The organism is Corynebacterium massiliense DSM 45435 (assembly GCF_028609805.1).
GTDB classification, from domain to species: Bacteria; Actinomycetota; Actinomycetes; order Mycobacteriales; family Mycobacteriaceae; genus Corynebacterium; species Corynebacterium massiliense.
The window spans coordinates 409,162-428,702 of record NZ_CP063189.1 but is presented as its reverse complement, the minus strand read 5'-3'; the positions used below and the strand labels follow the sequence as shown (position 1 = coordinate 428,702).

Below are 19,541 nucleotides of genomic sequence, written 5' to 3'. Positions count from 1 at the left end.
CTGCTCGCGCCCTCGAACTAGCAGAGGTGGATGCGCGGACGCCGCTCAATATCGGGCACCGCGCGGCGCAGCATCTCGCGGGTGACCACCGCGTTTTGCCCCGTGCCCAAGAAGATGAAGCGGAACATCTCACGCCACGGGGTGCCCGGGGACCACTCGAAGTACACGTCGGGCTGCAGGCCCGCGATGCGTTCCGCCTCCATGGCCGTGACCGCCACCGCGTTGGGCACCGAGGTGGCCTCCGCGATGAGCACCGCGCGGCCCTCGGCGTCCACCTCGCCCTTAATCGCGATGGGCACGGCGAACTGGGACGGGTCGCGCAGCTTGATCTCCACGAAGACCGGGTCGGCGGCGCTCAAGTGGTTGAGTCGGCGCACGCGCTCTTCCTTTTCCGCCAGCGGGATAAGCCCGCGCCACGGCACGAGCACCACTTCCCCGCCCCGCGCGCAGCGCTCCAGAATGTCGCGGGCGGTGGCGTCCACGGTGGCGTCCTCGCCGCGCACCTCGTAGGAGCGCCACACACGCGAGGCGAGCGAGATGACCACGATGCCGACGATGAAAAACGCGGCGACGCGCAGCCCGTCGGGCCGCTCGACCACGTTAACCACCAGGGTCAGGACCAGCACCGCGAACGTGACCCCGGCTATCTTGCGGTGCCAGCCTTTGAGCAGCACCGTCACGGCGGCCGCGCCCGCGGTGAGCACTACCAACACGCCGGTGGCATACGCGCCGGCCTGGCGGTCGACATCGGCGCGGAACGCTAAGGTGACGGCCACCGCGATGGCGGACAGGATGAGCACCATCGGCCGGGAGCGCTTCGCCCACTCCGGGGCCATGCCGTAGCGCGGCAGGTACTTTGGGATGAGCGCGAGCAGGCCTGACATCGCCGAGGCACCCGCGAACCACAAGATGGCCACCGTGAAGGCGTCGTAGACGTGGCCGAAACCTTCGCCGAGCTCGTGGTGCGCGAGCCACGCCAGCGCGCGGCCATTGGCCGAGCCGCCCGCGGCGAATTCCTCCGGCGGGATGAGCAGGCTCACCGCCCAGGAAGAGACGACGAGCAGGGTCGACATCGCGATGGCGGAGGTAGCCAACAGGTGCTTGGCGCGCACGATGCGCTGGCCCAGATCCTGCGCGCGGATGAGCGGCATGACGGACACGCCGGCCTCAAACCCGGACAGACCCAGCGCCAGTTTGGGGAAGACCACGAGGGCGAGCAGGGCGATCATCGCCGGGTTGGAGCTGCGCTGCGTCAGCGAGTCAGCCCAGTGGGAAAAAACCTCCGGGTGGTGGGCGATGTCCACGCCCGCGGCCACGAGCACCACGAGCGTCAGCGCGACGAAGGTGCCCACCAGCACCGTAGCCACGGCCACCGCCTCGCGGAAGCCGCGGAGGAAAACCGCGGTAAGCGCCGCAATGAGCGCCAAGGTGACGGGCAGCTGCCACGGCGAGTTCGAGGTGCCGAGAAGGTGCGCGGAGGCGTCCGCCGAGGACAGCGTCATCGTGATGATGAAGTCCGTCATGGCGAAGCCGAGCAGAACGAGCACGACGAATTTGCCGCGCCACCCGGCGACGAGGCTTTCCAGGAGGGAAATGGATCCCAGCCCGTGCGGGGAGCGGGCGGCGACGTGCCGGTAGACGGGCACGACGCCCAAAAGGGTGACGGCGACCAAGACGAGCGTGGCGATGGGCGCCAGCGCCCCGGCCGCCGCGACGGCGATGCCGGGCTGGTAGCCGAGGGTAGAGAAATAGTCCACGCCGGACAGGCACATGACCTTCGGCCAGGCGTACTCCTGCGTGGTGCGCCGCCGCTGCGCGGAGAAGTTATCCCGCCGCAGTGGCTGCGGGCGTGTCAACGACGCATTGCGATTCACCCCAGGGAATCTACTCCCTTGCTAGCGAACCGCAAGTCCCACCTTTTGGAACGATTTGAGATCCGTATAACCGCACTTTGCCAACGCACGGCGCAGGCCGCCCACCAGGTTTAATTGACCGAAAGGCTCGTTCGACGGGCCGTGCAGAACGGTCTCCAGACTGGGGGCAGCGGGCGTGTTACCCCCGGCGTAATCGGCGTCCAGATCGCCCGGGAGCACCCCGGCGTATTCGATGATGCCGCGCGGGTACCGCGGGTGCCCGGCCGCCGACGGCCAGTAAAAGCCCTGCCCGCCGGCCTCAGCCGCCTGGGCGAGCAGCGGGCCGAGCACGACGGCATCGGCGCCGCAGGCAATGGACTTGACGATGTCCGCGGAGCTATCCAGCCGGTCATCGGCCAGGATGTGCACGTACCGGCCGCCGGTCTCGTCGAGGTAGTCGCGGCGCGCGGCGGCGACATCGGCAATCGCGGTGGCCAACGGCACGTCAATGGCCACGGTGGCCGGGTTCGTGTTCACGCCGCCGCCCACGATGACGCCGGCCGCGCCGGTGCGCATCAGGTGGATGGCGGTGGTGTAGTCGGCCACGCCGCCCGCGATGACCGGAACGTCGAGCGAGCCGATGAACTCCTTCAGGTTGAGCGGCTCGCCGCCGGTGGCCACGTGCTCGGCGGAGATGAGAGTGCCCTGGATGACCAGGAGATCCGCGCCAGCGGCGATGACCACCGGGGCGAGCTCCCGCGCCCGCTGCGGGGAGACGCGCACCGCCACGATGACGCCGGAATCACGCACCTGCCCGATGCGCTCGGTGAGAAGGTCCGTGTCCAGCTCGGCGCGGTGCAGCTGTTGCAGCACACTCAGGTCCTCCGGGGAGGCGCAGACCTTAGCGATGGCCTCGTCCAAGTCGGCGTGGCGGCCCCACAGGCCCTCGGCGTTGATGATGCCGAGGCCGCCCTGCTTGCCCATCTCGATGACGAACTCCGGGGTGGCCAGCGCGTCGGTCGGGTGCGACGCGAGCGGGATATCGAAGGTGTAGGCGTCGATATTCCAGGTCGTGTCTACATCCTTGGACGAGCGGGTCCGGCGGGTGGGCAGGATGGAAATATCGTCCAGGTCATAGGTGCGGCGCGCCTCGCGGCCCAGGCCAATTTCTACGTTGTCACGCACGTGGGAATCGTTCCTTTGAAAATACTTAGCGGTAGTTCGGGGCTTCCATCGTCTGCTGCAGGTGGTGCGGGTGGGATTCCACCAGCCCTGCAGAGGTGATCTGCACGAACCGCTTGGTCTTCAGCTCGTCGATGGTGGCGGAGCCGGTGTAGCCCATCGCCGCGCGCAGACCGCCCACGATCTGGTGGGTGATCTGCTCGATCTCGCCGCGGTAAGGCACCTTGCCTTCCACGCCCTCCGGCACGAGCTTGTCCTCGGAGCGCACGTCCGCCTGGAAGTAGCGGTCCTTGGAGTAGGAGCGCTTCTCTCCGGTCAGGCCACGGCCCTGCATGGCGCCCATCGAGCCCATGCCGCGGTAGCGCTTGTACTGCTTGCCGCCCACCACGACGATGTCACCCGGGGCCTCCTTGGTGCCCGCGAGCATGGAACCGAGCATGACCGAGTCAGCGCCGGCGGCCAGTGCCTTGGCGATGTCGCCGGAGTACTGCATGCCGCCATCGGCGATGACCGGCACGCCCGCCTTGGAGCAGGCGGCCGCGGCCTCCATAATCGCGGTGATCTGCGGCGCGCCGACGCCGGCCACGACGCGGGTCGTGCAGATGGAGCCTGGTCCGATGCCGACCTTCACGCCGTCCGCGCCGGCCTCTACCATGGCCTGCGCCGCAGAGCGGGTAGCCAGGTTGCCGCCGATGACGTCGACTTTGTCGCCGAAGTCCTGCTTGACGCGGGAGACCATCTCCAGTACGCGGTTGTTGTGGGCGTGTGCAGAGTCGACGATGAGGACGTCCACCCCGGCATCGACAAGCGCACCTGCACGCTCGTAGGACTCCTCGCCGGTGCCGATACCCGCGGCAACGAGCAGGCGGCCGGAGTCATCCTTCGAGGCATTCGGGTACTGCTCCGTCTTCACGAAGTCCTTGACGGTGATGAGGCCGACCAGCTTGTTGCCCTCGGCGACGATGGGCAGCTTTTCCACCTTCTGGGTGCTCAGCAGCTTCAGCGCCTTGTCCTTGGTCACACCCTCCTCGGCCACGACCAGCGGCATCGGGGTCATCACATCGGCGACCTTGCGCTGGAAATCCGGCTCGAAGCGCATATCGCGGTTAGTGCAAATACCCACCAGGGTGCCGTTCTCGTCCACCACCGGCAGCCCGGAGATGCGGAAGCGGGCGCACAGCGCGTCGACCTCTTCGAGAGTCATGTCCGGCCGCGCGGTCACCGGATCGGTGACCATGCCGGACTCGGAGCGCTTCACCGTCTCCACCTGCTCCGCCTGCTCCTGAGTGGACAGGTTGCGGTGCAGCACGCCGATGCCGCCCTGGCGGGCCATGGCGATGGCCATGCGGGCTTCAGTGACCGTGTCCATCGCCGCAGACGCCAGCGGCATGCCCAGGCGGATGTTGCGAGTAAATTGCGCGGAGGTGTCCACCTCAGACGGGATGACGTTGGACTCCGCGGGCAGGAGCAACACGTCGTCGAAGGTAAGTCCCTTGAGGAAAATCTTGTCGGGATCGTCGCCGCCGGTGGCAATACGCTGGGTGGACATTGCGGTATATCTCCTAACCTTGAGGGGTGTGCAGCGAGGCTGACCGAAACTCGCAGTTAGCTACTTACCTTAATGTCTCTCCCCGCTGCGGCATACCTGCGGGGCGGAGCGACAATTCCGCGCACATATAAATTGTCAACGCTGCGCGCGGGCAATAGGCTTGCGGGGGTGAATTTCTTCGCCAACATGCCCCGCGACCCATTTGCCGACGATCCAAATGATCCCGCCTCCTTCCTCGAAGAAGAGGCACAGGCAGAGCCGCTGAGCAACGAGGAGCGCGTCGGCCTCATCCGCGATCTGGCGCTCGTCGAGGAGTTCGCGCGCCACTTAGGCCCGCGCGGCATCGACGGGATCTTCTTCCTGTGCGAGGACTGCGACGAGTACCACTACTACGAGTGGGACATCATGGCGTCCAACATGCGCGCCACCTTGAACGGCGAGCTCGCCCCGGTGCACGAGCCCGGTGCGGAGCCCAACCCCATGCGCTATGTCCCGTGGGATTACGCCATCGGTTTCATGGACGGGCTCGACGCGCGGTAACTCACCGCTAACTCACTGCCCCGCCCCCAAGCTCCGGTCGGGGCCCGAGCTACTCCGTCGCGGAGTGCGGCGCGCCCGTCAGATCCTCCAGATCCGTCGGCTCAGCCGGGTCTTCTGGCGCGTTCTCCGGCGCCCGCACCGACCCCTCGGTCGTGCCGTTTGCCACGGTCACCGTCTCGGTGACGACAACGGTCTCGGTGGCGGTCGCCCGCTCGGGTGCCGAGTCCGCCGCACCTGGTGCGTCCGCGCCCCCGCCGACGGTCTGGGTCACGGTCTCGCGCTCGGGCCGCGCCGACTGGTCCTGCTGCGGCTTGTCGCTGGGCCCCTTGGCGGGATCGGCCTCGCGGGTTTCCGTCTCCACGACGGTCTCCTGCTCGGGCGCCACGGACTGGGTGCGGGTGCGCGTTTCCGTCTTCGTCGCCGTCTCCGGCAGCCCTAAGCGGCGCCGCATCTCGGCGACGCGTTCCATCACCGCACCGTGATCCCCGCTTTCCGAGGCCTTCTCCAGCTCCTCCAGCTCGCCGGCCAATTCCACCTCGGACACCGATCCCTTCGGCTCGCCCACGTTGAAACCGGCAGCGCCCACGCCCGCGATGAGCAGCGTGGCGGCGGCAGCGCCGATCATCCCGGACACCAGCGGGTGGTTCTTCAGGGAGAAATGACCGCGCTGGTGCCGCGCGTGCCGATGCCGCGGTGCCAACTCGGTCACCGACGCCCCGCCGTGGGCAGGCGCATCGCCAGCCGAGGCGCCGCTAGCTACTGCCGTAACATCCGGCGCGTCCGGCATGGGCGCTTCAATATCGCGGCGCGCATCGAGCAGCAGGCCCGCGAGTTCGTCTTCACCTGCGGAAGGATCCGCACCGTGGGAAAGGGCGGTGAGGAACTCGTCGCTTGTACGCAGCGCATCGAGATCACTGCGAGCGTCGTGGCTCATTGTCCCCTCTCCTTCCTGGCGGTCGATTGATTATGGGCACGGTCCTGGTGGCGTGGGCTAAGGCCCATCTACTGATGGTGTTCACGGATCCCGAACTCCGCCGGGTTAAGCCGCTTGCGCAGCTGCGTGAGAGCGCGGTGTTGCGCCACTCGCACAGCACCGGGGGTAGAACCGACGATTTCTGCCGTGTCATCCGCGCTGAGCCCGACGAAAACGCGCAGGATAATAATCTCGCGCGCACGTTCACTTAACGTATCGAGTAGCGCGCGGACTCTGTTACTGCTATCGCCCACCAAGGCGGCTTCTTCCGGCGAATAAGCGGTATCCGCGTGTTCGGGGACTTCGTCCATCGGCGAGGACTTATCCCGCCCCATCGAGCGGTGCGCGTCGGTGACCTTGTTAAACGCAATGCCGTAGACATACGCCATAAACGGCCGGCCCATGTCGACGTACTTGTGGATCGACGTGGCCACTGCCAGGCAGGTCTCCTGCGCAATATCCTCCGCGGTCGGCTGCCGGCCACCGCCGACGCGGGCGCGGCAGTAGCGCAGCACCTGCGGGTGCACGATGCGGATGATGCGCTGGAGCGCTCGGGAATCGCCCTCTACGGCACGCGGTACGAGTTCCGCGAGTTCGTCGTCGGTCTCAGCCACACGCTCCTGCCTTTCTACTCCAGAGGCCTATCCCAGGTTTATAGATCACCGTTACGCAATTTCAGTGGATTAACGGACTTTTCACACCTTCTCACCCAAGCGTCACCCTGTGGACACCCGTAGTTTACTCACGCGCGCCACACTCAACGTCGGTCAGTATCCGCGTGACGTGTACAGGAGAATAAGCAAAGTGGCTTTACCGCAGAACCTTCCGGGGCCGAATACGGATTTCTGGGACTGGCAGCTCCGCGGGGCATGCCGGGGAGAAAACTCAGAGGTCTTTTACCACCCGGACGGGGAACGCGGCCGCGCCCGCGCCGAACGCGAAAACCGCGCGAAGGCCATCTGCCACACCTGCCCCGTCATCAGCCTCTGCCGCGAGCACGCCTTGGAGTCCGCCGAGCCCTACGGCGTGTGGGGCGGCATGTCCGAGGGCGAGCGCAACAAGGAACTGCGCGCCCGCGCCCTGCAGCGCAAGCACAAGCCACGCAAGCGCGCCGCGGTCACCGTCTAGTCACAGTCCGCCGAGCCGCGCGCACGCTCACCGCGCGCACGAAAGGGCCCGCGCTCTCTATAGCTTTCTGAGCGCGGGCCCTTACTGCGCAGCCTCCCCGGCCAACGGGTTTCCCACTAACGGGACGCTTGGCCTGCGGCCAATAGTTCCCTTAGTGGTGGTGGCCGTGACCAGCCTCAGAGGACTCCTCCTCGGCCGGCTTTTCCACCACGGACGCCTCGGTGGTCAGCACCATGCGGGCGACGGAGGTGGCGTTAACCACGGCGGAGTGGGTGACCTTCACCGGGTCGATGATGCCGGACTCCACGAGGTTGCCGTACTCCAGGGTGTCGGCGTTGAAGCCCTCACCGTTCGGCAGCTCAGCCACGCGGGAGGTGACCACGGCGCCGTCCAGACCAGCGTTGGAAGCGATCCAGTACGCCGGGCGGGTCAGGGCCTTAGCCACGGACAGCACGCCGACCTTGGCGTCACCTTCGAACTCGTCGGCGTAAGCGTTGAGTTCCTTGGCGATCTGCACGAGCGCGGAACCGCCACCGGCGATGACGCCCTCCTGGACCGCCGCGCGAGCAGCGTTGATGGCGTCCTCGACGCGCAGCTTGCGCTCGTTCAGCTCGGTCTCGGTGGCCGCGCCGACGCGGATGACGGCGACGCCGCCGGACAGCTTGGCCAGGCGCTCCTCGAGCTTCTCCTTGTCCCAGGAGGAGTCGGTGCGCTCGATCTCGCGGCGGATCTGCCCGCGGCGCTCGTCGACAGCCTCAGCGGAGCCGGCGCCGTCCACGATGACGGTCTCGTCCTTGGTCACGGTGACGCGGCGGGCGGAGCCCAGGACGCTGGTGTCGGCGTCCTTGAGGTTGATGCCCACCTCCGGGTCGACGACGGTCGCGCCGGTCACCACGGCGAGGTCGTCCATGAACGCCTTGCGGCGGTCACCGAAGTACGGCGACTTCACAGCAACGACCTTGAGCGCCTTGCGCAGGGAGTTGACCACGAGTGCCTGCAGCGGCTCGCCCTCGACGTCCTCGGCGATGACGAGCACCGGCTTGCCACTTTCCGCGATCTTCTCCAGCAGCGGCAGGAAGTCCGGCAGCGAGGAGATCTTGTTGCGGACGAGGAGCACGTGGGCATCGTCAAGCACGGCCTGGTGCGCATCGGTGTCGGTGACGAAGTACGGCGACAGGTAGCCCTTGTCGAAGGACACGCCCTCGGTCACATCCACGCTGGAGTCCATGGACTGGGACTCCTCGACGGTAACCACGCCGTCCTTGCCCACTTTGTCCATCGCGCCGGCGACCATGTCGCCGACCTCGGAGTCGCGGGAGGACACGGTGGCAACCTGCGCGATTTCCGATGCCGAGTTCACCGGCGTCGCACGCTTCTTCAGCTCTTCAACAGCCTTCTCGGCAGCCGCCGCGATGCCGCGGTTGAGCTCGATCGGGTTGGCCCCGGCCGCGACGTTGCGCAGGCCCTCGAAGATGAGGGACTGGGCGAGCAGGGTCGCGGTGGTGGTGCCGTCACCGGCGATGTCGTTGGTCTTGACGGCCACGGACTTCACCAGCTGCGCACCGAGGTTCTCGAAGGGGTCCTCCACCTCGATGTCGCGGGCGATAGTCACGCCGTCGTTGGTGACGGTCGGGCCACCGAAAGACTTGGTGAGCACGACATTGCGGCCGCGCGGGCCCAGGGTGACCTTGACGGTATCGGCCAAGGTGTCCACGCCGCGCTGGATGCCCTCGCGGGCTTCCTGGTCGAAAGCAATGAGCTTAGCCATAGTGGCTGAAACCTCCTGTACTTTCTTTACTTCTCGATGACAGCGAGCAGGTCACGAGCGGACAGAAGGAGGTACTCCTCGCCGTCGTACTTCAGCTCGGTGCCGCCGAACTTGGAGAAGATGACGGTGTCACCCTCGTTGACGCCCACCGGCTGGGTCTCGCCCTTGTCGTTGGTGCGGCCCGGGCCGACGGCAATGACGGTGGCTTCCTGCGGCTTCTCCTGCGCGGAGTCCGGGATGACCAGGCCGGATGCGGTGGTGGTTTCAGCCTCGACGATCTGGACGAGGACCTTGTCCTCCAGCGGCTTGATCTGTGCCATGATGATTCCTCCGTATGAAATCTGCAGACGGTTAGTCAGTGTTGTGCCGGTTGCAAAAGTCCAGCACAGCCGTCGTCGCGGGTGAACAACTGTGGGCCAAACAACCTGTCTGGCACTCTACCGCGGTGACTGCTAAGTCTCAACAGTCACGTATCCCCTGCCCGCGCCCTATATCGGGCTTATCTGCGCGCACGCCAGCGCCGCTGGCCTCCAGCGGCCACCCGCGCCACCGCGGAACGTTGCCCCGGCGCGTGTTTACGGGATTTTTCACCCCAGATCGTGCGAGATCGAGCCGAAAAATCCTGTTATCTCGCGCTGCTTGCCGGCAGCAACTGAAGCGGCGGCCTAGACCACCGGCACCTCGACCTCGAGCTGGGTGTCGGTGCCGGCGGTGAGTTCGGACGGCTGCGCGCCCTCGTGGATAACCTGCGCGCCCAGCGCGGCAATCATGACGCCGTTGTCAGTGCACAGCTTGAACTTGGGCACGCGCAGCTCAATCCCGGCGTCAGCACAGCGCTCGGCGGCCAGCTCGCGCAGCCGCGAATTCGCCGCAACTCCCCCGCCAAGCAGCAGCGTCTGCACCCCAGTGTCCGCGCACGCGCGCACCGCCTTGGCCGTCAGCACGTCGCACACCGCCTCCTGGAACGACGCGCACAGGTCTTCGATGTCGACGGTGCGGCCTTCCGCTTCGGCCTTTTCCACGTAGCGCGCAACGGCGGTCTTTAACCCCGAGAACGAAAAGTCGTGGCGGTGCTCGCCGCGCAGGTCCTCCGCGCGCGAGAGCCCCCGCGGGAAATCGATGGTCGCCGCGCCCTTCCGCGCCAGCTTGTCGATGACCGGCCCGCCCGGATACCCCAGCCCCAGCAGGCGGGAGACTTTGTCGTAGGCTTCGCCGGCGGCATCGTCAAGCGTGGAGCCCAGCTCCCGCAGCGGACGACCGACACTTTCAACCTCGAGCAGCTGCGTGTGGCCGCCCGACACCAAAAGCGCCACCGAGTGCGGCAGGGCGTCGCCTTCGAGATTCGCCACCGCCACGTGCCCACCCAGGTGGTTCACACCGTAGAAAGGAACGCCCCAGGCTGCGGCGTAGCCCTTCGCCGCCGACGCCCCGACGAGCAGCGCCCCGGCCAGCCCGGGACCGACCGTCGCCGCCACCGCATCCGGCTTTTCGATGCCCGCCTCATCCAGCGCCGCCCGCATCACCTGGGGCATGGCCTCCAGGTGGGCGCGCGAGGCGATCTCCGGTACGACGCCGCCGAAGCGCGCGTGCTCCTGCATGGAAGACGCCACTGCGTCCGCGAGGACCTCGAGGTGGCCGTCCGCGTCGATGCGGACGATGCCCACGCCGGTCTCGTCGCAGGAGGATTCGATGCCGAGGACGATCGTGCTATCAGTCATGGGGTTTTAGTGTAATCGGCTGCTTAAGGCCCGCAGAACCGCTGCCCGCAGAACCGCTGCCCACCGCACTGCTATCCGTCGCCCCGGCACCGCTGGGGCGACGCATCGTGTGCGCATCCGCGCCCGACGGCTGGTAGTAATTCCGCCGGATGCCCATCATCTCGAAGCCGTAGCGCTCGTACATGGAAATGGCCGCCTCGTTGCCCACCCGGACTTCTAGGAAAATCGGCGCGGCCTTGAGGTCGGCGATGTGGCAAATGTTGTCCATCATCATCCGGCCGATGCCGCGCCGCTGGTGGTCCGGGTCGGTGCCGATGGTGTGGATCTCGAACTCCGGGTCGCATGCCGGGCCGAGCATGCCGATGCCCGCGTACCCCACCAGCAGGCTAAGCTCGGTGTCTTCCACGCCGAAGTAGAAATTGTGCGGCTGGGAAAACTCCGCGCGGAACGCGCTCGCGCTCCACGGGGTCTCGCCAGGGAAGAGCAGAACGTCGAGCTCCGCGCAGCGCTCCGCGTCCGCGGCCGCCAACTCGCGCAGTTCGAGGGCCACGGCTACTCCGCAGCCCCGTCTGCGCCCGAGCTGCGCTGGTCCCGCGAGGTCAGCGCCACCGAGGAACGCACCGCCGGCGGCTCCTTAGCATCGGGGCGGCGCAGATACATCGGCTCCAGCGGCTGCGGTTCAGCGCTGAAATCGGCAACCTCGACGAGCTGCTTCGCTCGCGGGGTGACCTCACCGACCACGCGCTCGCGCAAGCCTGCCGGTAGCCGGTCACCGAGTTGCTCCGGGATGAACACGGCGTCGATGTCGGGGCAGCCCGCCATGGCGTCGGCCGCATCCTCAGGCCGGGCCACGCTGGGGCCCATCACCCGTGCGAAGGTGCTGTCACCGTCGCGCTGGTAGACCGCGAAGTACATTTCTTTGCGGCGGGCATCGGTCGCCACGAGCACCGTGCGGGTCTCCTCCGAGACCGCCGCGAACACCTGGGCGGCCATCGCGTCGTGGGAACAGACCCCGTAGCAGGGGATACTGAGTGCCTGGGCGATGGCCTGCCCGGTCGCCATGCCGACGCGCAGGCCGGTAAATGGCCCCGGCCCGCAGCCGACGACGACGGCGTCGAGATCGGCGTAGGTGAGGTGGGCATCGGCAAGCAGCGTGCCGATGGTGGGCACCAACCGCTCGTTGTGGGCCCGGGTGTCCGGGATGACGCCGTCAAAAACCTTCGGATCTTCGTGGTCGAGGCCGGGGCCGGCATCGACCACGCCGGTGACCAAGTCGGTGGTCGCCGTATCGATGGCAAGTACGCGCATTAGTTTGCCGGGATAACCCAGGTACCGTGCTGATCCTTCATGAACGGGATGAGCGTGCGCGCATCCATCGGCCCCGGCGAGCCGGCGGAGCACATGTTGACCTTGTCGGTCTTGATGTGGTCGACCTTGGTCTCGCCGTCCTGGTTGAGTAGCAGCACGAGGTTCTCATCCGCTGGGACGGATTCGCCCTTAATGCCCAACTTCTTGGCGTCCACCTCGTACATCTTTTCCACGTCATCGGTCGGGGTGCCCGGGCAGATGATGCCGGCCAGTGGCCAGTCGTCGCCATAGACGTCCACCGGCGCGATAGCGGTCGCGCGCAGGTTTTCCTCGTCCATGTGCTTGAGCTTGTTTTCCAGCGAGCCCACGTAACCGGAGTCGTCGCGGTTAGCCGCCGAGACGACAAGGCCGATAAGGCCCAACGCGAACAGTGCTACGACAACGGTAGCGATGACACGACCAAGTTTGGATAGGTGCACTTTGAAAAGCTCCTCAACGCAGATTATGAACGGTTGATACTCTAACCGCCGTGCCAGTGCCAGGCGAACGCACGGGTCTCATCGGCGGCTTCGCGGTCGATGCGCACGGCCAGGTAGCCGGTGGACAGGCGTTCCGCGAGGCCTTCTCCCCACTCGACCACGACCACGGCCTCCTCCAGATCGGTATCGAGGTCGAGCGCGTCGAGCTCGCCGAGCGGATCGCCGCTGGCCGCGCCTTCCCCGGTGTCGAGCCCATCCAAAAGGCGGTAGGCGTCAACGTGGACCAGCGCCGGGCCGCCTACCGTGGAGCGGTGCTCGCGGGCGATGATGAACGTCGGCGACGTGACCCTGCCTTTGACCTGCATGCCGCGGGCAATGCCCTGGGTGAAGGTGGTCTTTCCCGCCCCGAGCGGGCCGTCCAGCACGACGACGTCGCCGGCTTCCACTGCTGCGCCCAGCCGCTCCCCGAGCGCCTTCGCGTCGGCGGCGGTGCGAGCTAGTTCGGTGCCCTGCCGTGGGAAGGTCTCACGCATCGTCACGCTCCTTGCCGCAGTAGTCCCGCGCGGTCCGGCGATTCGAACCGGGCCACGTCAACACTTCGTAGCTGATCGTATCGAGCTTTGCCGCCAGCTCGTCGGCGCTCATACCGCCTGGGCCGAAGACCACCGCCTCGTCGCCTGCGGACACCCCGGCCGGGTTATCGCCGAGGTCCACCATGATCTGGTCCATGCACACCCGCCCGACCTGCGGGTAGCGGCGGCCGCCGATGCCGATCTCCAGCGCGCCCTGCGCCCGGCGCGGCAGCCCGTCGGCGTAGCCCACCGGAATGTTCGCGAGCCACCCGGGCTTATCCGCCTGCCAGGTCAACCCGTAGCTCACCGCGTCCCCCGGCTGGACGGGCTTTAAGCTGACGACGTCAGCCGCCCAGGTCATCGCCGGGCGGAGCCCGTGATCGTGGCCAGGCGCCGGCTCGTACCCGTACAGCGCGAGCCCGCAGCGCACCTGTTGGTAGCGCAGGTCCGGGCGGGTGAGCGCGGCCGCGGAGTTGCCCAGGTGGTTGACCGAGCACTCGAGCCCAGCGGCGTGGGCGCTTCGCAGCGCACGCTCGAACGCGTCGCGCTGGGTGTTGTTGTGCGGGTGGTCCACCTCGTCCGCGCAGGCGAGGTGGGACATCAGCCCGGTCACGGTGAGGTGGTCGGTGGCGGCGAGCCGGCGAAAGACCGCGTCCCAGTCCTTCTCGTCCACGCCGGCGCGGCACATGCCGGTTTCGACCTCAACGCAGATACGGGCGGGGATCCCGGCGCGGATGAGGGCGTCGACGTGCGCGGGCGACGCGGCAGCCAGCTCAACGCCGGCGGACAGGGCGTCGGACAAGTCCTCGCGCGGATCCCAGATCCAGGCGAGCACCGGCTTGTCGATGCCGCCTTCCCGCAACCGGAGCGCCTCCGCGATGGTGGCCACCCCGAAGGCCTCCGCCCCGGCAGCGTCCATCGCCTGTGCGACACGCAGGGCCCCGTGGCCGTAGGCGTTGGCCTTGACCACGCACATCAGGCGTGTGCCCTCCCCGAGGAGGGTTTTCACCGTGTGGACATTGTTTGCAATGGCGTCCAGATCGACGCGGGCCCGCAACAAAGACATGCGTCTCGGTTTACTCCACCGTGACGGACTTGGCCAAGTTGCGCGGCTGATCGACGTTGTAGCCCTTGGAGCCGGCGACGTTGCAGGCGAAGATCTGCAGCGGCACCGTGGCCACCAGCGGCTGCAGGAGCGTCGGGGTCTGCGGGATGCGGATGATGTGGTTCGCAAACTCCTCGACCGCGGTGTCGCCTTCCTCCGCGATGACCACGGCCACCGCGCCGCGAGCGCGGATCTCCTGGATGTTGGAGACCACCTTGGCGTGCAGTGAGTCGCGCCCGCGCGGCGACGGCACGATGACGAAGACCGGCTGGCCCTCCTCGATGAGCGCGATCGGCCCGTGCTTGAGCTCGCCGGCGGCAAAGCCCTCGGCGTGCAGGTAGGCGATTTCCTTCAGCTTCAGCGCGCCCTCGAGGGCGACCGGGAAGCCCACGTGGCGGCCCAGGAAGAGGACCGACTCGGCGTCGTGCCGCGTTTCGGCCAGCTCGGCGACCTGCTTTTCCCCGTCGATGACCTGCTGAATCTTGTCCGGCATGTCGCGCAGCTCGGCCAGGATGGATTCCACCTCGTCGGCGAACTTGTTGCCTCGCAGCTGGGCCAGGTACAGGCCCAACAGGTAGGTCGCAGTGATCTGGGCCAGAAAGGCCTTGGTGGAGGCCACGGCGATCTCCGGGCCGGCGTGGGTGTAGAGCACCGCGTCCGACTCGCGCGGGATGGACGCGCCCTGGGTATTGCAGATGGCGATGACCTTCGCGCCCTGCTCGCGGGCGTGGCGCACCGCCATGAGCGTGTCCATGGTCTCGCCCGACTGGGACATGGCCACGACCAGGGTCTTTTCGTTGACGATCGGGTCGCGGTAGCGGAACTCGTGGGCGAGTTCGACCTCGCACGGGATGCGGCACCAGTGCTCGATGGCGTAGCGCGCCACGTGCCCGGCGTAGGCGGCGGTGCCGCAGGCGACGACGATGATCTTGTCGATGGATTTGAGGATCGACTCATCGATACGCAGCTCGTCGAGCATCAGGTGTCCGTCGTCGTCGAAACGGCCCAGCAGGGTGTCGCGCACGGCCGCCGGCTGATCGTGGATTTCCTTTTCCATGAAGGAGTCGAAACCGCCCTTTTCGGCCTGGGCGGCGTCCCACTTGATCTCGAACTTGCGGCCTTCGACCTCGGTGCCGTCGTAGTCGGTGACCTCGTAGCCATCGGCGGTGATGGTGACCACGCGGTCGTTGTCGATTTCCACGGCGGTCTTGGTGTAGTCAATGAACCCGGATACGTCCGAGCCCAAGAACATCTCGTCTTCGCCGACGCCGACCACGAGCGGCGAGTCACGGCGGGCGGCGACGATGCGGTCCGGGGCATCCGCCGAGATGGCGAGCAGCGTAAAGGCGCCGGCGAAACGCTTACAGGTCAGCTGCATAGCCCGGGTGAGGTCGCCTGCGGCCTGGTTATGCAGGACATCGCCAAGCAGCACCGCGGCAACCTCGGTGTCGGTCTCCGAGCGGAACTCGTAGCCCTTCTCCGTAAGCTCGTTTTTCAGCTCGGTGAAGTTTTCAATGATGCCGTTGTGCACCAGAGCGAGTTTCCCGTCGTCGACCACGTGCGGGTGGGCGTTGGCGTCCGTCGGGGCGCCGTGGGTGGCCCACCGCGTGTGCCCGATGCCCAGCACAGAGTCCTGCAGCGGGCGGTTGTCGATTTCTTCTTCCAAGGCGGCGACCTTGCCGGCCTTCTTGCGCCATTCCACTCCGTTTTCGGAGTACATGGCCACACCAGCGGAGTCGTATCCGCGGTATTCCAGGCGGCGCAGGCCTTCCATCACCACGTCAAGAGCAAAGTAGTCCCGGTCGGCCGCGGGCTGGCCGACATATCCGACGATTCCACACATGGCCGCAAATTTTACAGCACGACCGCGCTAATACCTCTACGCCAGCACGCCGCGTTCTTCATCTATCCTGATATTTGTGTCTGCGAATCTGAAGAAGCACTTAGCAACGTTGTCCAAACGCGGCCCGCACCGCGTCATGGTGGGCGATTTGGGCTACGCCGGTCTTCCGGGCCGGGTGTACGCCCCCGCCGAGGGCAAGAACCAGCCGGCCGTGGCATTCGCGCATGACTGGATGAAGAAGGTCAAGGACTACCACGCCACCCTGCGCCACCTGGCTAGCTGGGGCATCGTGGCCGTCGCCCCGGACACGGAGACGAACTTCAACCCGAACCACCGCGACTTCGCCGCCGACCTGGAGACTTCCCTGCAGGTGGCTGCCTCGGTCAAGCTGGGCCAGGGCAACGTGGTGGTCAACCCGTCCAAGCTGGGCCTAGTCGGCCACGGCATGGGCGGCAGCGCGGCCGTGCTTACCGGCGTGGACAACGAGAAGGTCAAGGCCATCGCGGCGTTGTACCCGGCCCCGACCGCGCCGTCCGCTACCCAGGCCGCCCGTTCCTTAAAGGTCGCCGGCTTGGTCATCGGACCGGGCAAGGACGATCTTTTCGATGCCGGCAACCCTGCCAAGTTGGCCTACAACTGGGCGACCGAGGTCGCCTACCGCGAGATCGACAAGGGCACCCAGGCCGGCTTTTCGGAAGATACCTTCCACAAGCTGCTGCTGGGCACCGGGGCCCTGCAGGCAGGCGCCATGGAGACCGCCCGCGGACTGGTTACCGGTTTCCTTCTTCACCAGCTGGAAGGCGAGAAGAAGTACGCCGCATTCTCCGAACCGGATGCCGCTGGCAAGGGTGTAAAGAGCCTGACCGGCTCCGATCTCTACGACCGCGCAGGCTTTTCCCGCGACGACGAGCTATCCGGCCCGAACCGCCACTCGGTCGCCCGCCCAGTCAGCGAGAACGCCTAGCCCTTCCGCAGCACCGACCTCACCTGGCGCGTACCAGCTGCAGCACCGGCCCCGGCCCCGGCACCACTTGGCGCAGCGCTTGACGATGCCGACTTCTTCGCACCCCAGCCATCCACAGCCGCCGCGCGCGACGTGCCGTGCACACCCCGCGCCGCAGGTGGTGGTGCATCCGCCGCCGACAGCAGCGACGAGACGGGGCCGCGCCCAGCCCGCGCCGGACGAGTATCCCGCCCACCCACAGGTGCCCCGCCGGCAGCGGGGTGCTCTCCGCGACGCGAGTCGCGGGCGGCCTGTTCCGCAGACTTTTCTAACTCGGCCTGTGCCTTGGCCAGCCGTTGTTCAAACTCCAGCAAACGCGCCGCGGTCCGCTCGCGGAACTGCTGCGCAAAATCGTCGAAATCCACTACCACTGCCCAGCCTTTCGCGCCCGCGGCGCCTGGTTATTGTCGTTGGTTTCCTGCGGTTCGGGTGCAGTTGTTTCCGCTACCGGCTCTGCAACAGGCGCGGCCGATTCCGCTACCGGTTCTGCCGCCACCGGTTCTGCTGGCGCTGGCTCTGCTGGCTGCCCGCTGACAGGCTCCGCTGGGGCTTGCACCGCCGCGGCTTCCGTCAGCCCCATTCGTTCCAGCTTTTCCGCCGGCGCGTCCGGCTGCTCTACCTCTGCTAGCTCAGCGGGAGGGACAAAGACACCGTCGTCGCCTTTCTCCGGTTCGCAAGGAGCAGGTTCGGGTTCATGTTCAGGCTCGCACGGCTCCGGCTCGCAGTCTGGTTCAGGTTCCGGTTCCGGTCCCGGCTCTGGGCACTCGCACGCCTCCCCCAGCTGTTCTAAACATTCCGACGCTGCGGCGATAAACACCCCAAGGCCAAACAGGGCCACGCCAATTCCAGCGGCTCCCAGAGCGCCTGTGCACGCATGCGCTTGCTCGTACGAGACGCTGCATTCGGACTCGGCGTCATTCACCGCGGCCGGCTCGGTGCTGCGCGAAGCTTCGGTCAGCTCCGCAGAATCAATAACCTCACAGTGACAGGTGCAGGCGCGCGGCTCTGCGCACTCGCACTGGCGGGGTGTGTCGTTACACTCCTCCACACTCGCCGGTACCGTTCCCGGATTCTTCTCTGGAACCGAAGGCTGAACCGGTTCCGGTTTGGGAGCCGGGCACTGTTCAACAGGGCGCGGCTCGACCGGACGTGGCTCAGGATCGGCAGTTGAGACAGCCGCGGGTGTAGTCGGCGCGGAGTCGATGCACGCTGCAGCCGGCGCGGTCGGAGGCGGCGCGGTCGGAGCCGGAGTAGTCGGAACCGCCGGAGCGGGCTGTGCAGGCGGAGCGGGTTGCGGCTTGTCGGCCGGTGGCGGGCACTTCTCAGGCGCCGGCGCACATTCAGCAGTCGCCGGTACCGGCTTCTGTTTCGGCTTCGGGCATGGCTCAGTAGCGGGGCCTGGCTTGTGAACCGAATCGGGCTTCTTTTCGTCGTCACAGCCGCACACATCAGGAGCCTCCGGCGGCAGCTCCCGGCCGCACACCTCGTCGCAGCGGCGCTCGAACTCGCAGTAACAGGAGTCGATGGCCGTATCGCGGTCTTCGCACGTGCGGGAAATCGAGGAGTTGGTGTGTTCAATGAATTGACTGCCTATCGCGCTGATGATGGGCAAGATGACCCGTAGAAGCGGATGGCGCCGGGCGATGAGAGACAAGATGTCTAGGAAGGCGATGGCCGTTGAGGCCAGCTCGCCGATGGCGGAGTCGGAGACGTGCACGACATCGTCAATCGCGCGCGAGCACTCCTCGGCGGAGGTGGCTAAATGGCGGGCATCGTCACGCTCCTGCTCATGATCCGCCTGCACGCAATCCATGCGCTCACGCACCGCGCCGTGGGCGATATCGAAATCGGCCGAGCCCAACACTGGGCTGAACCCATTCCCGCCGCCGCGCGGACGATCGATTCCCACCGCGCTGTTCGTGTGGGTGACAAGCGACGCGGTGTCGATGCCGTCCACCGCACCAAACAGGTTGACTAGCTGGCTAATCGCCATTGACGGGCCCGCATACATCCCCTTGCAGGCGAATTGGAACTGCGAAACCGCGCGGTCGTATTCCTCCAAGACTTTCTTGGTGACGGCGCTTTCGGTGACGGCACTCATCGGCGCGCCCCCTTATCCGCCGGTGCGTGCACGGCCGCCTCGGGGTCGAGCGCGCCCAAGCGGCGTGCCGATCCGTCATCGGTGTCGTCCGCGACGGCGAACTGTCGCACCGCCGACTCCGCTGTCGCCCCCAGCGTTTCCACGCGTTGTAAGCCACGGCTGTGGATCTGCGAAAGCAGCCCGGCGATGCGTTCACCGTGGGCGCCGAAATCGCGCCCGGCGGTGTGCGCAGCATACGCCGGCCGCTGGGCTAGTAAGGATGCGCGCTGTTCCGCGCTGTCCGCGATGACATCGCCCAGCACGGACGTCATCTTCCGGATATCGAAAAATACCTCGGGCATAGGCCCTCCCCTAGTTAATCGCCGCGGGGAGAAGCGCTACCCACTTCCTGTACTCCCCGCTTGCCGCCAATCGTCAGC

The 19,541-nt window shown here is 66.8% G+C and carries 20 protein-coding genes; 3 read left to right on the top strand and 17 right to left on the bottom strand.

Going from position 1 to position 19,541, the window contains the following annotated elements; translation table 11 throughout:
* Positions 1-17: 17 nt before the first annotated feature.
* From CMASS_RS02125 to guaB, 3 genes are read right to left on the bottom strand one after another with little or no spacing between them, the layout of a single operon-like run.
* On the bottom strand, positions 18-1,874 hold the full coding sequence (locus CMASS_RS02125; protein WP_022862685.1) for an APC family permease: 1,857 nt from the start codon (positions 1,872-1,874) through the stop codon (positions 18-20).
* A 21-nt stretch (positions 1,875-1,895) separates the two neighbouring features.
* Positions 1,896-3,038: a GuaB3 family IMP dehydrogenase-related protein gene (locus tag CMASS_RS02120; protein WP_022862686.1), complete on the bottom strand. Its 1,143-nt coding sequence runs from the start codon at positions 3,036-3,038 to the stop codon at positions 1,896-1,898.
* 25 nt (positions 3,039-3,063) lie between these two features.
* Positions 3,064-4,584 carry an IMP dehydrogenase gene (guaB, locus tag CMASS_RS02115; protein ID WP_022862687.1) on the bottom strand — a complete coding sequence of 507 codons (1,521 nt, stop codon included), beginning with the start codon at positions 4,582-4,584 and terminating at the stop codon, positions 3,064-3,066.
* A 168-nt stretch (positions 4,585-4,752) separates the two neighbouring features.
* Between guaB and CMASS_RS02110 the strand changes: the two genes are divergently transcribed.
* Complete coding sequence (locus CMASS_RS02110; RefSeq protein ID WP_022862688.1) at positions 4,753-5,124, top strand: DUF5319 domain-containing protein; 372 nt, start codon at positions 4,753-4,755, stop codon at positions 5,122-5,124.
* Between the two features lie 49 nt (positions 5,125-5,173).
* On the opposite strand, the gene CMASS_RS02105 is transcribed toward CMASS_RS02110, so the two are convergent.
* Both CMASS_RS02105 and CMASS_RS02100 read right to left on the bottom strand, forming a co-directional pair.
* Positions 5,174-6,058, bottom strand: a complete 885-nt coding sequence (locus CMASS_RS02105) for a hypothetical protein (protein ID WP_022862689.1) — start codon at positions 6,056-6,058, stop codon at positions 5,174-5,176.
* A 68-nt stretch (positions 6,059-6,126) separates the two neighbouring features.
* A complete protein-coding gene (locus CMASS_RS02100) occupies positions 6,127-6,711 on the bottom strand; it encodes a sigma-70 family RNA polymerase sigma factor (protein WP_022862690.1) in 585 nt (194 codons plus the stop codon).
* A 190-nt stretch (positions 6,712-6,901) separates the two neighbouring features.
* On the opposite strand from CMASS_RS02100, the gene CMASS_RS02095 reads away from it, so the two are divergent.
* Positions 6,902-7,225, top strand: coding sequence for a WhiB family transcriptional regulator (locus CMASS_RS02095; RefSeq protein ID WP_022862691.1), 324 nt, complete (start codon positions 6,902-6,904; stop codon positions 7,223-7,225).
* 151 nt (positions 7,226-7,376) lie between these two features.
* Here CMASS_RS02095 and groL read toward each other — a convergent pair whose 3' ends face one another.
* The 9 genes from groL to glmS form a co-directional block, all read right to left on the bottom strand.
* Positions 7,377-8,993, bottom strand: coding sequence for a chaperonin GroEL (groL, locus tag CMASS_RS02090; RefSeq protein WP_022862692.1), 1,617 nt, complete (start codon positions 8,991-8,993; stop codon positions 7,377-7,379).
* A gap of 26 nt (positions 8,994-9,019) precedes the next feature.
* Entirely contained in the window at positions 9,020-9,313 is a 294-nt protein-coding gene (gene groES / locus CMASS_RS02085; RefSeq protein ID WP_027018598.1) for a co-chaperone GroES, read from the bottom strand.
* Between the two features lie 345 nt (positions 9,314-9,658).
* A complete protein-coding gene (gene tsaD / locus CMASS_RS02080) occupies positions 9,659-10,711 on the bottom strand; it encodes a tRNA (adenosine(37)-N6)-threonylcarbamoyltransferase complex transferase subunit TsaD (RefSeq protein WP_022862693.1) in 1,053 nt (350 codons plus the stop codon).
* Entirely contained in the window at positions 10,704-11,261 is a 558-nt protein-coding gene (gene rimI / locus CMASS_RS02075; protein WP_022862694.1) for a ribosomal protein S18-alanine N-acetyltransferase, read from the bottom strand. Before rimI ends, tsaD begins: the two co-directional genes overlap by 8 nt.
* A 2-nt stretch (positions 11,262-11,263) precedes the next feature.
* Positions 11,264-12,019 carry a tRNA (adenosine(37)-N6)-threonylcarbamoyltransferase complex dimerization subunit type 1 TsaB gene (tsaB, locus tag CMASS_RS02070; protein WP_022862695.1) on the bottom strand — a complete coding sequence of 252 codons (756 nt, stop codon included), beginning with the start codon at positions 12,017-12,019 and terminating at the stop codon, positions 11,264-11,266.
* The gene (locus CMASS_RS02065) at positions 12,019-12,498 is read right to left on the bottom strand and encodes a hypothetical protein (protein WP_022862696.1); all 480 of its coding nucleotides are present in this window, start codon (positions 12,496-12,498) and stop codon (positions 12,019-12,021) included. The genes tsaB and CMASS_RS02065 overlap by 1 nt, the downstream gene beginning before the upstream one ends.
* 41 nt (positions 12,499-12,539) lie before the next feature.
* A complete protein-coding gene (gene tsaE / locus CMASS_RS02060) occupies positions 12,540-13,031 on the bottom strand; it encodes a tRNA (adenosine(37)-N6)-threonylcarbamoyltransferase complex ATPase subunit type 1 TsaE (RefSeq protein ID WP_022862697.1) in 492 nt (163 codons plus the stop codon).
* The gene (alr, locus tag CMASS_RS02055; protein ID WP_022862698.1) at positions 13,024-14,136 is read right to left on the bottom strand and encodes an alanine racemase; all 1,113 of its coding nucleotides are present in this window, start codon (positions 14,134-14,136) and stop codon (positions 13,024-13,026) included. The genes tsaE and alr overlap by 8 nt, the downstream gene beginning before the upstream one ends.
* Before the next feature lie 10 nt (positions 14,137-14,146).
* Entirely contained in the window at positions 14,147-16,018 is a 1,872-nt protein-coding gene (gene glmS, locus CMASS_RS02050) for a glutamine--fructose-6-phosphate transaminase (isomerizing) (protein WP_022862699.1), read from the bottom strand.
* 76 nt (positions 16,019-16,094) lie between these two features.
* On the opposite strand from glmS, the gene CMASS_RS02045 reads away from it, so the two are divergent.
* Positions 16,095-16,982 (top strand): dienelactone hydrolase family protein, encoded by an 888-nt coding sequence (locus CMASS_RS02045; RefSeq protein WP_022862700.1) that lies wholly within the window; start codon positions 16,095-16,097, stop codon positions 16,980-16,982.
* On the opposite strand, the gene CMASS_RS02040 is transcribed toward CMASS_RS02045, so the two are convergent.
* The 3 genes from CMASS_RS02040 to CMASS_RS02030 are packed head-to-tail and all read right to left on the bottom strand — an operon-like array spanning position 16,979 to position 19,463.
* Positions 16,979-17,386 (bottom strand): hypothetical protein, encoded by a 408-nt coding sequence (locus tag CMASS_RS02040; protein ID WP_205617723.1) that lies wholly within the window; start codon positions 17,384-17,386, stop codon positions 16,979-16,981. The two genes, CMASS_RS02045 and CMASS_RS02040, sit on opposite strands and share 4 nt — an antisense overlap.
* Positions 17,386-19,122 (bottom strand): hypothetical protein, encoded by a 1,737-nt coding sequence (locus CMASS_RS02035; RefSeq protein WP_022862701.1) that lies wholly within the window; start codon positions 19,120-19,122, stop codon positions 17,386-17,388. Before CMASS_RS02035 ends, CMASS_RS02040 begins: the two co-directional genes overlap by 1 nt.
* Positions 19,119-19,463 (bottom strand): hypothetical protein, encoded by a 345-nt coding sequence (locus CMASS_RS02030; RefSeq protein WP_022862702.1) that lies wholly within the window; start codon positions 19,461-19,463, stop codon positions 19,119-19,121. Before CMASS_RS02030 ends, CMASS_RS02035 begins: the two co-directional genes overlap by 4 nt.
* Positions 19,464-19,541: the final 78 nt, after the last annotated feature.

Bases quoted from the DNA above. Each gene is read 5' to 3' on its own strand.
- guaB (WP_022862687.1), bottom strand. From the start codon at position 4,584: ATGTCCACCCAGCGTATTGCCACCGGCGGCGACGATCCCGACAAGATT.
- CMASS_RS02105 (WP_022862689.1), bottom strand. From the start codon at position 6,058: ATGAGCCACGACGCTCGCAGTGATCTCGATGCGCTGCGTACAAGCGAC.
- groL (WP_022862692.1), bottom strand. From the start codon at position 8,993: ATGGCTAAGCTCATTGCTTTCGACCAGGAAGCCCGCGAGGGCATCCAG.
- groES (WP_027018598.1), bottom strand. From the start codon at position 9,313: ATGGCACAGATCAAGCCGCTGGAGGACAAGGTCCTCGTCCAGATCGTC.
- tsaD (WP_022862693.1), bottom strand. From the start codon at position 10,711: ATGACTGATAGCACGATCGTCCTCGGCATCGAATCCTCCTGCGACGAG.
- tsaB (WP_022862695.1), bottom strand. From the start codon at position 12,019: ATGCGCGTACTTGCCATCGATACGGCGACCACCGACTTGGTCACCGGC.
- tsaE (WP_022862697.1), bottom strand. From the start codon at position 13,031: ATGCGTGAGACCTTCCCACGGCAGGGCACCGAACTAGCTCGCACCGCC.
- alr (WP_022862698.1), bottom strand. From the start codon at position 14,136: ATGTCTTTGTTGCGGGCCCGCGTCGATCTGGACGCCATTGCAAACAAT.
- glmS (WP_022862699.1), bottom strand. From the start codon at position 16,018: ATGTGTGGAATCGTCGGATATGTCGGCCAGCCCGCGGCCGACCGGGAC.
- CMASS_RS02035 (WP_022862701.1), bottom strand. From the start codon at position 19,122: ATGAGTGCCGTCACCGAAAGCGCCGTCACCAAGAAAGTCTTGGAGGAA.
- CMASS_RS02030 (WP_022862702.1), bottom strand. From the start codon at position 19,463: ATGCCCGAGGTATTTTTCGATATCCGGAAGATGACGTCCGTGCTGGGC.